Origin of the sequence: Maridesulfovibrio pacificus (SeqCode) (genome assembly GCF_048612815.1) — a bacterium.
GTDB lineage: Bacteria > Desulfobacterota > Desulfovibrionia > Desulfovibrionales > Desulfovibrionaceae > Maridesulfovibrio > Maridesulfovibrio pacificus.
Genome location: NZ_JBLZNE010000002.1, coordinates 52,668 through 65,693, shown reverse-complemented (window position 1 = coordinate 65,693; position 13,026 = coordinate 52,668). Strand labels below are relative to the sequence as shown.

The 13,026-nt window shown below is 49.5% G+C and carries 14 protein-coding genes; 11 read left to right on the top strand and 3 right to left on the bottom strand.

Translation table 11 applies throughout. The annotated features are described in order from the left end of the window. Positions 1-45 precede the first annotated feature (45 nt). Positions 46-804 (bottom strand): substrate-binding periplasmic protein, encoded by a 759-nt coding sequence (locus ACNI23_RS17705; protein WP_420250634.1) that lies wholly within the window; start codon positions 802-804, stop codon positions 46-48. A gap of 178 nt (positions 805-982) precedes the next feature. Between ACNI23_RS17705 and ACNI23_RS17700 the strand changes: the two genes are divergently transcribed. The 3 genes from ACNI23_RS17700 to ACNI23_RS17690 all read left to right on the top strand — a co-directional run bounded on the left by ACNI23_RS17700 (position 983) and on the right by ACNI23_RS17690 (position 5,871). Further along, positions 983-2,650, top strand: coding sequence for a gamma-glutamyltransferase family protein (locus ACNI23_RS17700; RefSeq protein ID WP_420250633.1), 1,668 nt, complete (start codon positions 983-985; stop codon positions 2,648-2,650). Between the two features lie 243 nt (positions 2,651-2,893). Beyond that, positions 2,894-3,883, top strand: a complete 990-nt coding sequence (locus ACNI23_RS17695) for a TAXI family TRAP transporter solute-binding subunit (RefSeq protein WP_420250632.1) — start codon at positions 2,894-2,896, stop codon at positions 3,881-3,883. Between the two features lie 59 nt (positions 3,884-3,942). Continuing rightward, complete coding sequence (locus ACNI23_RS17690) at positions 3,943-5,871, top strand: TRAP transporter permease (RefSeq protein WP_420250631.1); 1,929 nt, start codon at positions 3,943-3,945, stop codon at positions 5,869-5,871. Positions 5,872-5,905: 34 nt separating this feature from the next. Here the strand turns inward: ACNI23_RS17690 and ACNI23_RS17685 are convergent, their stop codons facing one another. After that, positions 5,906-6,442, bottom strand: coding sequence for an HPP family protein (locus ACNI23_RS17685; RefSeq protein ID WP_420250630.1), 537 nt, complete (start codon positions 6,440-6,442; stop codon positions 5,906-5,908). Between the two features lie 190 nt (positions 6,443-6,632). Between ACNI23_RS17685 and ACNI23_RS17680 the strand changes: the two genes are divergently transcribed. Beyond that, positions 6,633-6,995, top strand: a complete 363-nt coding sequence (locus ACNI23_RS17680) for a SpoIIAA family protein (RefSeq protein WP_420250629.1) — start codon at positions 6,633-6,635, stop codon at positions 6,993-6,995. 86 nt (positions 6,996-7,081) lie between these two features. Here the strand turns inward: ACNI23_RS17680 and rpmB are convergent, their stop codons facing one another. Continuing rightward, positions 7,082-7,294 (bottom strand): 50S ribosomal protein L28, encoded by a 213-nt coding sequence (rpmB, locus tag ACNI23_RS17675; RefSeq protein ID WP_015850550.1) that lies wholly within the window; start codon positions 7,292-7,294, stop codon positions 7,082-7,084. 182 nt (positions 7,295-7,476) lie between these two features. Between rpmB and ACNI23_RS17670 the strand changes: the two genes are divergently transcribed. The 7 genes from ACNI23_RS17670 (at position 7,477) to fabF (ending at position 12,912) form a co-directional block, all read left to right on the top strand. Then, positions 7,477-7,995: a YceD family protein gene (locus ACNI23_RS17670; RefSeq protein WP_420250628.1), complete on the top strand. Its 519-nt coding sequence runs from the start codon at positions 7,477-7,479 to the stop codon at positions 7,993-7,995. Between the two features lie 51 nt (positions 7,996-8,046). Next, a complete protein-coding gene (gene rpmF / locus ACNI23_RS17665) occupies positions 8,047-8,226 on the top strand; it encodes a 50S ribosomal protein L32 (RefSeq protein WP_015850548.1) in 180 nt (59 codons plus the stop codon). Then, the gene (plsX, locus tag ACNI23_RS17660; protein WP_420250627.1) at positions 8,219-9,244 is read left to right on the top strand and encodes a phosphate acyltransferase PlsX; all 1,026 of its coding nucleotides are present in this window, start codon (positions 8,219-8,221) and stop codon (positions 9,242-9,244) included. Before rpmF ends, plsX begins: the two co-directional genes overlap by 8 nt. A 124-nt stretch (positions 9,245-9,368) precedes the next feature. After that, complete coding sequence (locus ACNI23_RS17655; protein ID WP_420250626.1) at positions 9,369-10,355, top strand: beta-ketoacyl-ACP synthase III; 987 nt, start codon at positions 9,369-9,371, stop codon at positions 10,353-10,355. A gap of 187 nt (positions 10,356-10,542) precedes the next feature. After that, on the top strand, positions 10,543-11,286 hold the full coding sequence (fabG, locus tag ACNI23_RS17650; protein WP_321405048.1) for a 3-oxoacyl-[acyl-carrier-protein] reductase: 744 nt from the start codon (positions 10,543-10,545) through the stop codon (positions 11,284-11,286). A 35-nt stretch (positions 11,287-11,321) separates the two neighbouring features. Beyond that, entirely contained in the window at positions 11,322-11,552 is a 231-nt protein-coding gene (gene acpP, locus ACNI23_RS17645) for an acyl carrier protein (RefSeq protein WP_015850544.1), read from the top strand. Between the two features lie 121 nt (positions 11,553-11,673). Beyond that, a complete protein-coding gene (gene fabF, locus ACNI23_RS17640) occupies positions 11,674-12,912 on the top strand; it encodes a beta-ketoacyl-ACP synthase II (RefSeq protein ID WP_420250625.1) in 1,239 nt (412 codons plus the stop codon). Positions 12,913-13,026: the final 114 nt, after the last annotated feature.

Here is a 13,026-nt window from a genome sequence, read left to right as displayed (position 1 = left end):
GTACATCTTGCGATGTACGGATTTTTTTTATTACCTTGGGTAAAATTAATTAACCAGATCTGGAGGGAAATATTTATCTAGAATCTTCAGCCACTCTCCTTCCATTTTCAGTTCATCAAAAGCGGCCTGCCACTTACTAACAACCTCATCAGAAGTATCATTTTTAAATGCTATGTAACTTGAAGTAAAAAAAATAGGCGGCCCGACCCGCTCAAGCAAACTTAAATCCAATTCAGGATTACGATCAAAAAAATATGAAATAGCCTTGCGGCCCATAGGAACTAGATCAGCCCTTCCTTTAAGCAACTTCAGGAAATCGCACTTCTGGGATGAACTGACATCAAGATTGGTATACCCCATACTGACTAAATTCTGATGGAAAACATCGTCCCTTGTTACTGCTATCTTTCCGACTTTTTTAGCATCTCCAAGCTCTTTCAGGTCAACACCACTTTCTTTCGTAGTATAAAAATATACATCATCCCAAAAAATAGGTCCTACAAATTTAAACATCCCTGAACGCTCAGCAGTCATGCACATGGGAAAAAGGGCATCCCCTTCACCTACCTGTAGCATCTTATACCCACGAGCCCACGGATAAAAAGTGACTTCGCTGGATTCAGCATCCAGTTTTTCCTGAATTTTATTAACCAGATCGATAAAGAGCCCCTTAGGCTTACCTTCCTGCTTGTAACTGAATGGAGGATATTCCTCGGCCATCAACTTCAATTTAGAAGCATCAGCTTTAACCGAAACAAGAGATAGGAAGAGGGCCAAAACGAATATTCGAAAAGCAGTAATCATCTTGCTACATAGCCACAAACACAAAACAAAATCAATCAGAAGTATATAACAGGAACAATGCAATTATTCATAACAGCAACCTGTAAGTAAACGCACACTTCAATACATACTATTGCTATTTACCTACGATTGCTTCTACCATTGCAGGTGATTATAACAACGCAACCGGAGCTAACATATGTCCACTTTTGAAATTTCATCCCATCATCTCCCGGCATTCACCTTCAATTCCCGCCGTTCTCCTGCTTACGCAACAAAAGGAATGGTTGCATCCAGCCAGCCACTTGCAACTGAAGCCGGACTGGAAATACTTCGTAAAGGCGGCAATGCAGCTGATGCTGCTATTGCAGTCGCAGCAGCTCTTGCTGTTGTGGAGCCATGCAGCACCGGATTGGGCGGTGATGCGTTTGCGCTTTTTTATTCTGCTGCAGCGCAAAATGTGTTCGCCTTGAACGGTTCCGGTAAATCAGCTCAAGAAATTTCCCTTGGAAAAATAACCGCCATGGGAATTTCCGAAGAACTCCCCATGCGCCATGCAATGACGGTCAATGTTCCCGGTGCACTGGGGCTCTGGGCTGATCTGGTAGAGCGGCACGGGACTCTGGAACTTTCTGAAATCCTCGCTCCGGCGATTCGATACGCCATGCAAGGCTTCCCGGTCAGCCCGGTAACTGCCCAGCTCTGGAATGAAGGCGCTGAAATCCTGAAAAGCAGTCCCGGCGGCGAACAATTGCTTTTGAATGGCAAAGCACCTCGCTGCGGTGAAATCATGCTCAATCGCAATCTGGGGCTGCTGCTTGCGCGTCTGGCGAACCAATCCCCTTCCGACGCAAAACAACTTTTCTACACTGGCGATATTGCGGAAAAGATAATCAAAATAGTTCGCGATCACGGTGGTTTCCTTTCCAAAGAAGACATGGCTTCGCACTCAAGCCTTTTTCAAGAATCCATCAGTATAAATTACCGTGGATATGAAATACATGAATGTCCGCCCAATGGTCAGGGATTAGCTGCCCTGCTGGCTTTAAACACACTTAATGATATTGATGTAGCGGGACTGGGTTCGCCGGACTCTCCGGAACGATTGCATCATCTTATTGAAGCCATGCGGCTTGCGTTTGCTGACGCCCGCCTGCACGTTGCCGACCCGCAGCAGTACTCAACTCCTTTGGAAAAGCTGCTCTCCCCTTCTTACGGCGCAAAACGGGCAGCCCAGATACTCCCGGAACAGACCAAGCTGGATAACACCAGCGGAGTTCCAGTCAATTCTTCTGATACTGTATATTTCTGCGTAGTGGATAAAGATGGCAACGGCTGTTCTATGGTCAACTCCAACTACCTCGGTTTCGGGACTGGAATAGTTCCTGACGGACTGGGATTTTCCCTGCAAAACAGGGGACACAACTTTTCTCTCGATCCAACCCACCCCAACGTGCTTGCCGGAGGCAAACGCAGCTACCACACTATCATTCCCGGCATATGCCTGCGCGGAGATAAATCTCTGCACTCAACCTTTGGCGTAATGGGTGGATTCATGCAGCCGCAGGGACATATGCAGGTAATCTCAGCCATGCTTGATGACGGCGCAAATCCGCAGGAAGCATTAAACAGGCTACGTTTCTGCATCGAACCGGGGGAAGCAGGAGGCAAGGTCTGTCTGGAAGAAGGGCTGCCCGGTGAGACAATTGAAAAACTCTCCGCCATGGGACATGAGCTTGAAATGCGTGGCGGATATGACCGCACTCTTTTTGGCCGGGGACAGATAATCGTGCGTGATCCGGAAAAAGGCACACTTTGCGGAGGATGTGACCCCCGTTCTGACGGACACGCCAGCGGACTGTGTTAGCGACATAAAAACAAGCCAAAACATACTATACCACTCTACATTTGATCATACAATCAATTTACACAATACATTATTTAACACAGTCAATAATATTGTTTCCTAAAATCGAAAGTACTAAACCATTGTAAATCGTAAAAATTATACATTCTGGATTTTTTATTAATTATATACTATACCCCTTTCATAATCCATTGATCTACACTTTACACATCCGCTAGATTAACATCCAACGTCGGAGGAAGAATGTTCAAGAAATTCTCATGCCTCGTTTTAACCTGTATGCTTTGTCTTAGCTTCACAGCCGCACCTTCACAGGCAAGTGACAAGAACCTGATCATCGCTACTGCCACTACAGGGGGAACATACTATCCTGTCGGTGTTGCCATTGGAACACTGGTCAGCATCAAGCTTGCCAAGGCGGATAAAATCACTGCAACAGCAATTAACTCCGCCGGCTCCGGTGAAAACGTGCAGATGCTCAAGAACAAAGAAGCTGACCTCGCTATCCTGCAAGCTCTTTTCGGCCTCAATGCATACAAAGGGGAAGGACCTTACAAAGGCAAAGCCTTCAAGGATTTCCGCTCCATCACCATGCTCTGGGAAAACGTTGAACATTTCCCTCTGCTCAATAAATACGTTAAAAAAGGTGATATTTCCGATCTAAAAAGTCTGGACAAGAAATTTTCCATCGGCAAACGAGGCAGCGGCACCGAAGGTTCCGGCCGCACCTTGCTCAAGCTCATGGGCGTAGATGTAAATAAGGACCTCGTTCTTGAGTTCCTCGGCTACACTCCCTCCGCACAGGCCATGATGGACGGTCGCATTGCCGGTGCCAACATCCCCGCAGGACCTCCCGCAGCAGCCATCACCCAGCTTTACGCCCAACTCGGCTCTGACGATGTAACCGTGCTTGGATTCACTGATAAACAGCTGGCCGAAATCCAGAAAGCCTACCCCATCTGGAACCGCTACGTAATTCCCGCAGGGACTTATCCTTCCCAGAAAGAAGATATCAAAACCATCGCACAGCCCAACTTTCTGGCCTGTCGCGCCGATCTTCCTGAGGAAGTGGTCTACAAAATAACCAAGACCATTTACGAAAACCTGCCTTTCCTGAACAACATCCACAAGGCAACCAAAGCAATGTCACTGGAACGCGCAACCGCAGGGCTGCCTGCACCCCTGCATCCCGGTGCTGAAAAATTCTACCGCGAAGTAGGTGTGATTAAGTAATTACGATTAAGGGCGGTGGATAAATCCACCGCCCCATACTCTATTCCCAAGGATATCTTATGGCCGACACTAATCCCTCAAAGCCGGCAGTTAAGAAAGATTCTGGCGGTGAAACCCTCGCGATTAAGCGTGTAATCGAGGGCAACACTGCCAAATTACTCTACGCCACGGGCATTATATGTTCTCTCTTCCATCTCTGGGTAAATACCATCGGCATCATGCCGGAAATTCAACGCAACGCTGTTCATTATTCTTTCATGCTCTTTATCGGATTTCTTCAATATCCGATGCTTAAAAAGCATGCCCGCGAAACCCTGCCTATTGACTATTTTCTGGCAGTTCTATCTTTTACAACGGGCCTTTATCTTGTATTTTTCGAAGATGCCCTGCACATGCGTAATGAAGTTCCTATTATGGCAGACCTCATTGCAGCGGGCCTAGCAATTGTACTTTTGATGGAAATCACCCGCAGGACCACCGGACTGCTTATTCCCTGTCTGGCTGCTATATTTCTGGCCTACGGACTTGGCGGAGGACAGTATCTGGACGGGCTGTGGCACTTTCCGGGCGTGACCATCCAGCGCATGCTTTACCGCATGTACTTTGCACCGGACGGGATTTTCGGAACCATTGCCACGATCTCAAGTACCTTTGTATTTCTATTCGTGCTTTTTGCTTCGTTCCTGATCAAATCTGGAGCCGGGGAATTCATTATCAAACTGGCAATGGCTACCATGGGCCGCACCATCGGCGGTCCGGCTAAAATGGCTGTTTTTGCTTCCGGCTTTATGGGATCCGTTTCCGGTAGCGCGGTTGCCAATACCGTGGGCACAGGCTCCATAACCATCCCCATGATGAAGAAAACCGGATTCCCCAGCAAGTTTGCCGGAGGAGTTGAAGCCGCAGCCTCAACAGGCGGCCAGCTCATGCCGCCCATCATGGGTGCGGGAGCGTTCATTATGAGCCAGTGGACTCAGATTCCCTACCTGACCATTGTCGGCGTGGCCTTCATTCCGGCGATTATGTATTTCATCAGCGTGGCTTTCTTTGTCCATTTACGAGCAAAAAAACTAGGCATCAAACCCATTCCCGAAGAAGATATCCCGCGCATCGGCGATGTCATAAAAGAAGGCTGGAACTTTTTCATTCCCATCGGCGCACTCATGGGCCTGCTCATGTACGGATTCACCCCGACCTTTGCTGCCTGCGGCGGTATTGCTGCCATTGTTGTTTCCAGCTGGCTTAATCCCAAGACCCGTATGTCCGGACAGGACATCATGGACGCACTTGCCACCGGCGGACAGAACATGGTCACCACTGGTGTTATCCTGCTCTGCTCCGGCATCGTGATCGGCGTAGTACTCATGGTCGGCATGGGCATCAAATTCTCCATGCTCATCACCATGATCGCTGGCAACAGCCTGCTGCTGACAATCGTGATGGTTGCTGTGGCATCGCTCGTATTAGGCATGGGCCTACCCGTAACCGCCTCCTACATCGTTCTGGCGGTCCTTGCTGCCCCGGCCATGCAAATGCTCGGCACAAGCCTTATCGCGGCCCATATGCTTATCTTCTGGTATTCTCAGGATGCCAACGTGACCCCGCCCGTCTGCCTTGCCGCATACAGCGCCTCAGGCATATCCGGCTCCAAGCCGCTGGAAACGGGATTTGAATCGTGGAAAATTGCCAAGGGGCTTTACATTATCCCCTTACTCTTCTGCTACACCCCGATCCTCTTCGAAGGACCGCTCTGGCAGGTTGCCGAGACCGTAATCACCGCCACGGCAGGGTTGTTCTGCTTCGCGGTATTCTTTGAAGGGTTCAACACCTACGCCCTTAATATCGTCCAGCGAACTTTATACATGGGCGCCGCAACACTGCTGCTCTGGCCGGACATGCGGCTGCACGCAGCAGGTGCTGTATTATTGGCAGTGATGATACTACGGGAACGATCGGTATTCAGGAAACAGGCATTTGAAGCTGCATAAAAAAAAGGGAGTGTTCAGCCGAACACTCCCTTTTTTAATACCAGAACACAGGATATCGCCTGTTCTTAGCCATATTATTAACCAACACAGCTACAATCAACATAATAAATGCGCTGGCACCTACAGGAACCACGGCATACCAGTACCCAAGCGTATGCAGCTTGGGACTTCCGATAACCGCAATAAGAGCTGAAGCCCCTCCCGGAGGATGCAGAGTATTAGTAGCATGCATAACTGCGATGGCAGTGGCTACGGCAAGAGGAGCCGCAAGCCATAGCTGCCCCGGAAACATTTTATAACAAAACACTCCGATCAGTGCGGAAAGCACATGTCCGCCAATCAAATTTCGCGGCTGGGCCAGAGGACTGGTTATGGCTCCGTAGATCAGCACTGCCGAAGCACCGAAAGAGCCGATAATGAAAACCAGATCTGTCCCGGCAAAAATACTGTAGTTAAGCAAAGCCACGGGAAGAATTCCGCAAAATGCTCCGATCCATGACCAGAGAATTTCGTTAAGACAAGTCCGCGGAGGACACTCTCCGCCACCCTTCATTTTATCGAGATAGTTCATCCGCACGCTCCTGTTCAGATTGAATTCGAATAATTTTACATATGTTTTGTCTTGGAAGCGTTACCAATACTCCTACTTAACTCAGTTTCCTTGACCTGAGTCAATTTCCAACTTCCCCCCTTTAATTCCTGAGCGGATGTGGTAGATTGGCAGTAAGTTTTCTTAATGAACAAACCATAGGAGCTGAACTATGATCACTATCATGAAAGAAAGCAGCGGCCCCATGCTGGCCGTAACAGCCACCGGCAAAGTTTCCGGCGAAGATTATACTGAGGTCTGGATTCCTGCCTTGCAGAAAACAATTATGGACCATGGCAAATGCAGGGCCCTGCTTTACATGGATGAGAATTTCAAAGGCTGGGATTTGAAGGCCATGTGGGAAGATACCAAGTTCGGGTTTGCTCACCGCAATGACTTTGAAAGGCTGGCAATTGTAGGCGGTCCAACATGGGTTGAATGGGGAACCAAAGTTGCCGGAGCAATGGTTAGCGGAGAAGTTAAAACTTACCCTGCCGAGGAACTGGAAGCCGCTCTGAAGTGGACAGCAGAATAGAGATTAATCCAAAAAAAGCCCCAGCCATAAATAATTATGACCGGGGCTTTTTACACGACGAATCGTGCGAAAAGTGAAACAGAAGCTTAGCTTACTGCTTTCTTAGCTACGGGCTTAACAACAGCGCCGGAGCGGATGCAGCGAGTGCAAGCTTTGATGCTTTTTACTTCACCGCTGGGAAGCTGAGTGCGGACTTTCTGCAGGTTAGGCATGAAACGTCTCTTAGTCTTGTTGTGAGCGTGGGAAACGTTGTTGCCAGTCTGAGGACCTTTACCGCATATATCGCATACCTGGGACATGTTGAACCTCCTTGATGGTAGTCACTTTTTTAGATTGCCGGAAAGCGCAGATTCGCGCAAGGAAAATTGCTCTTCCCGAACAAAAGAGGTATCATTTAAACGCTCGCTCTGGAAAATGCAAGCTCTTTTTCCTTGACAGAAGAAAAAAAACTCATATAGGAAACCCTTCCGCGAGGAAAAATATGTCTGAACTCTGGATTACATTAAACGACATCCCCGAAGAGGGACAAAATTTTGTTTTCGAGGACCAGAATTTCTGGTCTGCTGCATGGAAACAGTACAAAGTTGACGTCAGACCCGGCGATGCGCTGGTGTCTGAAGTCTATGTCCTTCCTCAGGATAAAGGATGCCTTGTCAGAGGTGGAACCGAAGGTTCCGTGACAATTGCATGCGACAGGTGCACGGCAGACTACAAGCACAATATTTCCACCGAATTCGAGGAATATGAGCAGGTCGCTGAAGACGGAGATGATGAACCATCACCCGTTGTGAAGACCAAAGAAGGGCTCAAAATCGATATCGGTGCCCTCCTCTGGGAGCATTTTGTAATGGCACTTCCGATTAAGCCCCTTTGCAAAGAAGAATGCAAAGGACTTTGCGGCAAGTGCGGAGCCGACCTGAATGAAGGCGGCTGCGAATGCGAACAGGAAGAGGGCGATCCAAGGCTTGCGGTTTTCCGCAATCTTAAGATAAAGAACTAAATTCCGGTCCGCACGGATCGGTTTAAAAAAAACTCTTTAGGAGACTTAGTCATGGCACAGCCGAAAAAGAAAACTTCCAAATCCCGCAGAAACATGCGTCGTTCCCACGACCACGTAGCAACCCCCAACGTAGTATACTGCGAGTGCGGTGAACCCATCATCCCTCACAGAGCTTGCTCTTCTTGCGGTTCCTACAAAGGTCGTCAGGTAATCAATTCCGAAGATGCCTAGCATAATACCCCGCATTGCCGTAGACGCCATGGGTGGCGACTACGGTCTTTCGGTTATAGTTCCCGCCGCGGTGAATGCCGCTAAAACGGGACTTCCGATTACGCTGGTAGGTGATGAGCACATGATCCGGTCCGAGCTTGAAAAGCTTGATACCGGATCATGTGTTATTGATATTGTCCACGCTTCTCAGGTTGTCACAATGGAAGACAAACCTGCCGATGCTATGCGCAAGAAGAAGGACTCGTCAATTCAGGTCGCTTGCAGACTGGTCAAGGAAGGCAAGGCCGACGGTGTCGTCAGTGCCGGTAACTCCGGGGCTACTGTAGCATGCGGCATGTTCACTATCGGCCGCATCAAGGGTGTCCTGCGTCCGGGTATGGCCGGAATTCTGCCCACCGAAAAGAAACCCATGGTCCTCCTTGATGTGGGGGCCAATGTGGATTCCAAACCGGAGCACCTTTTCCAGTTCGGCATCATGGCCGATGTACTGGCCCGTGATGTGTTGGGTTACGAAAATCCGCGCATCGGTCTTTTGACCATCGGTGAAGAGGAAGGCAAAGGCAATACACTGGTAAAGACCACCTACGATATGCTCAAAAATTCATCCTTGAATTTCATGGGTAATATTGAAGGACGCGATATCTTTACCGGGGATGTCGATATTGCCGTTTGTGACGGATTCGTGGGCAACGTGGCACTCAAACTGGCCGAAGGGCTGGCCCACAGTTTCGGCAGCCTGCTGAAAGGCGAACTCAAGCGCGACATAGTTTCCAAGCTGGGAGCCATGCTCGCAATGAAGGCTTTTAAAAGATTCAGTAGACTGTTAGACAAGTCTGAGTACGGCGGAGCTCCGGTCCTCGGACTGAAAGGAATTGTCCTTGTCTGCCACGGTAAAGCCGATTCCCGGGCAGTGGAGAAAGCCATTGAAATGGCTGCTACCTTTGTCAAAAACGATGCTGTCGCCCACCTGAAAGAAGGGTTGGCCGCGCATAAGGAAATCACCGCACCTAAATTCTAGTGTAATGCCCTCGAACTCTTTGCGGGGCACATCACCAGAGCGGACTTCCTGCGGTCCTGTTTCGGACAGTAGGCGCATCACCCGGAAAATCGATCCCTTTCCATCCTAAAACAGGAATGGCGTAATGAGTACTTTCTCACATATCAGGGGCCTTGGTTTCCATGTCCCTGAGCGGCTATACACTAACAGTGATCTTGAAAAATTCGTTGATACCAACGATGAATGGATAACCACCCGCACCGGAATCAAACAGCGCCATGTTGTTGAAGACGAAACATGTCTGGATCTGGCTTATGAGGCATCTGTAAAAGCTCTCAAAGCCGCAGACATGGAAGCGGAAGAACTCACCCACATAATCATCGCCACCTTCACCGGCGATATGCCTGTTCCCACCACATCATGCCTGCTCATGGAGCGGCTGGGTATCAAAAACAGGGCAGCCATGGACCTTTCTGCGGCCTGCTCCGGCTTTGTATACGCTGTTGAGGTGGCCCGGGCACTCATCAATCTCGATCCCTCTTCAAAAATTCTGGTTTGCGGTTCCGAAGTCGTCACCAGCCGGGTCAACTGGGAAGACCGTTCCACCTGCGTTCTCTTTGGAGACGGTGCAGGCGCTGCGGTAATGACTGCCGGCACTGAAGGTGAACCCGGGAGAGTACTCGACACCCTCGTTCGCGCCGACGGCGGTCCGGGCATGAACCTGACCATTAAAGGCGCAGGCTCAGCTTACCCCTATAAAATGGGTGATACCGTAGGCGTTGAGAACTTCGTTGAAATGCAGGGACGTGAAATTTACAAACATGCAGTCCGGTCCATGACCTCCATCTCCAATGAAATACTTGAGAGACAGGGGTTAACCATTAAGGATGTTGACGTACTGCTCCCCCATCAGGCCAACATGCGCATCATCGAGGCCGTGGGCAAAAAGCTGGGTATTGAACGCGAAAAGGTTTTTGCAAATGTGGACAAATTCGGCAACACCTCTGCCGCATCAATCCCCATCGCACTCGCCGACGCAAAGGAATCCGGCTTTATCAAAGATGGGGATCTGGTCCTTCTGGCCACTTTTGGCGGCGGCCTGACCTGGGGATCTTCTTTGGTCCAATTCTAATGCGGTGTTTTCTAAAATTCTGCTGTTTTGCACTGAATTTTAACAACACCTCTGTATAAAAGGGAAAAACAACATTGTGCAAACGCACATGTATGTTTAAACAAATTAATTTAGATTAAATTTGCAGTCAAAGCCGCTTTAGGCTATGAGACGCAGGACTAGATTAATTCAACATAGAGGGAAGTAAATGAGTGAACTGCCAAGCACCGCCCTTGTAACGGGCGGTTCCAGAGGAATCGGAGAAGCCTGCGCCAAGAGGCTCGCCAAAGACGGCTTTGAAGTGATCATCACATACGTAAGCCGCCCCGACGGAGCTGAAAAAGTCTGCGCTGAAATTGAAGCTGCAGGCGGCAAGGCCCGCTCATTCAAGCTTGATTCTTCTGACCGTGAAGCTGTAACTGCCTTTTTCAAGGAAGAGATCAAAGGTAAGGTAAAGCTGGATGTTCTGGTGAACAACGCCGGAATCACCCGTGACGGCCTTCTGGTCCGCATGAAGGATGAAGACTGGGACAAAGTCCTGGACATCAACCTGACCGGAGCCTTCACCTGCCTGCGCGAATCCGCAAAGATCATGATGAAGCAGCGTTACGGAAGGATCATCAACATTTCCTCTGTAGTTGGACAGGCCGGCAATGCCGGACAGGCCAACTACGTTTCGGCCAAAGCCGGCCTCATCGGGCTGACCAAGGCCAGCGCCATTGAACTTGCTCCGCGCGGTGTCACAGTGAATGCCGTTACCCCGGGATTCATTCAGACTGACATGACCGCAGAACTGCCTGAAAAAGTCATGGCGCAGATGATGGATAACATACCGCTGAAAAAACTCGGCACATCCGATGATATAGCAAACGCGGTTTCTTTCCTTGCCAAGGACGAATCCGGTTATATCACAGGCCAGACTCTCGCTGTTAACGGCGGGATGTACATGTAATCAAGAAACACTAAAATAATGATTTGGAGGGGACTATGTCCGCAGCTGAAAAAGTAAAAGCAATTATCGTAGACCAGCTTGGCGTATCCGAAGACGAAATTAAACCCGAAGCTTCCTTTGTTGAAGACCTCGGTGCTGACTCTCTCGACCTGACCGAACTCATCATGGCTATGGAAGAAGAGTTCGACGTTGAAATCGAAGACGAAGAAGCTCAGAAGATCCTCAAAGTCAAGGATGCTATCGCATTCGTTGAAAGCAAGCAGTAGACTGATTGCTTACAAGGGTTTTTTAAAAAGAGCGCCTTATTGCTCCGCACGGGCGTAAGGCGCTCCTTTTGTATTACCCTCCAAAAAAATTAACCCCAACATATTTTACAGGTTTAAATATATGAACAGGGTAGTAGTAACGGGCGTTTCCGCCATCACCCCTATCGGTAATGACATCGATACCAGCTGGGAAAACCTGCTCGCAGGGAAATCCGGTATTGCTGAAATTACCGCCTTTGATGCCAGTGAATTTACCGCCCGCATCGCAGGTGAAGTCAAAGGCTTTGACGCTAAAGAATTCATCCCCGTTAAACAGGCCAAGCGTATGGAAAGGTTCACACAGTTCGCTGTAGCAGCCAACCAGATGCTCATGGAGTCCACCGGACTTAAGCTTGAAGGGGAAGAGCGTGAACGTGCCGGAGTTGTTATCGGTGTTGGCCTCGGTGGTCTCGACACTATCGAGAAACAGCATGCCAAACTGGTAAAATCCGGTCCCAAGAAAATAACCCCATTCTTCATCCCGATCATTATCGGCAACATGGCAGCCGGACAGGTTTCCATCTTTGCCGAAGCGCAGGGCCCGAACCTTTGCATGTGTACTGCATGTGCATCGGGTACCCACGCCATCGGAGCTGCGTATACCGACATCATGCTCGGTCGTGCCGATGTAATGATCTGCGGCGGAGCTGAATCCACCATCACCCCTCTGGGTTTTGCCGGATTCACCGCCATGAAGGCTCTCTCCACCCGCAATGACGATCCCGAAACCGCTTCCCGCCCCTTTGATGCGGGTCGTGACGGTTTTGTTATGGGTGAAGGCGCAGGTCTGCTTCTGCTGGAATCCCTTGAGCACGCACAGAAACGCGGTGCTGAGATTCTTGCTGAAGTTGTGGGCTTCGGTGCATCTTCCGATGCCTACCACATGACCGCACCTCCGGAAGACGGAGCAGGCATGGCTCGGGCCATGAATGCGGCTATCCGTGAAGCGAAAATTGATCCTTCTGAAATTGATCACATCAACGCACACGGTACTTCCACCAAGCTTAACGACTTCTGCGAAACCAAGGCTATCCACAAAGTCTTCGGTGACCACGCTAAAAATATTGCTATCAGCGCAAACAAGTCCCAGATCGGCCACCTTCTCGGTGGTGCAGGCGGTGTTGAGGCAGCTTTTGCTGTTAAGACTATCGCAACCGGCATCATCCCCGGCACTGCAAACCAGATTGAAGCTGATCCTGACTGCGATCTCGATTACGTTAAAGACGGTAAACGCGAACAGCAGGTCAACTACGCACTGAGCAACTCATTCGGCTTCGGCGGAACCAACGGCTGCATGCTGTTTAAAAAATTCGAAGAATAAGATACCTACGGCGGCTGGGGGAAGGGAAACTCTTGCAAGAATTTCCCCTTCCCCAGACTCCATCCCCTTCAAAAAACTTTTTAATATGGCTTTCGCCCTGAGTGGCTCAGGCCA

What these genes read in the sequence shown, in the direction of transcription:
- ACNI23_RS17680 (WP_420250629.1), top strand. Translation starts at nt 6,633, where the DNA reads ATGATCACTATCATGAAAGAAAGCAGCGGCCCCATGCTGGCCGTAACA.
- fabF (WP_420250625.1), top strand. Translation starts at nt 11,674, where the DNA reads ATGAACAGGGTAGTAGTAACGGGCGTTTCCGCCATCACCCCTATCGGT.
- plsX (WP_420250627.1), top strand. Translation starts at nt 8,219, where the DNA reads ATGCCTAGCATAATACCCCGCATTGCCGTAGACGCCATGGGTGGCGAC.
- rpmF (WP_015850548.1), top strand. Translation starts at nt 8,047, where the DNA reads ATGGCACAGCCGAAAAAGAAAACTTCCAAATCCCGCAGAAACATGCGT.
- ACNI23_RS17685 (WP_420250630.1), bottom strand. Translation starts at nt 6,442, where the DNA reads ATGAACTATCTCGATAAAATGAAGGGTGGCGGAGAGTGTCCTCCGCGG.
- ACNI23_RS17705 (WP_420250634.1), bottom strand. Translation starts at nt 804, where the DNA reads ATGATTACTGCTTTTCGAATATTCGTTTTGGCCCTCTTCCTATCTCTT.
- ACNI23_RS17670 (WP_420250628.1), top strand. Translation starts at nt 7,477, where the DNA reads ATGTCTGAACTCTGGATTACATTAAACGACATCCCCGAAGAGGGACAA.
- rpmB (WP_015850550.1), bottom strand. Translation starts at nt 7,294, where the DNA reads ATGTCCCAGGTATGCGATATATGCGGTAAAGGTCCTCAGACTGGCAAC.
- ACNI23_RS17690 (WP_420250631.1), top strand. Translation starts at nt 3,943, where the DNA reads ATGGCCGACACTAATCCCTCAAAGCCGGCAGTTAAGAAAGATTCTGGC.
- ACNI23_RS17655 (WP_420250626.1), top strand. Translation starts at nt 9,369, where the DNA reads ATGAGTACTTTCTCACATATCAGGGGCCTTGGTTTCCATGTCCCTGAG.
- ACNI23_RS17700 (WP_420250633.1), top strand. Translation starts at nt 983, where the DNA reads ATGTCCACTTTTGAAATTTCATCCCATCATCTCCCGGCATTCACCTTC.
- ACNI23_RS17695 (WP_420250632.1), top strand. Translation starts at nt 2,894, where the DNA reads ATGTTCAAGAAATTCTCATGCCTCGTTTTAACCTGTATGCTTTGTCTT.
- acpP (WP_015850544.1), top strand. Translation starts at nt 11,322, where the DNA reads ATGTCCGCAGCTGAAAAAGTAAAAGCAATTATCGTAGACCAGCTTGGC.
- fabG (WP_321405048.1), top strand. Translation starts at nt 10,543, where the DNA reads ATGAGTGAACTGCCAAGCACCGCCCTTGTAACGGGCGGTTCCAGAGGA.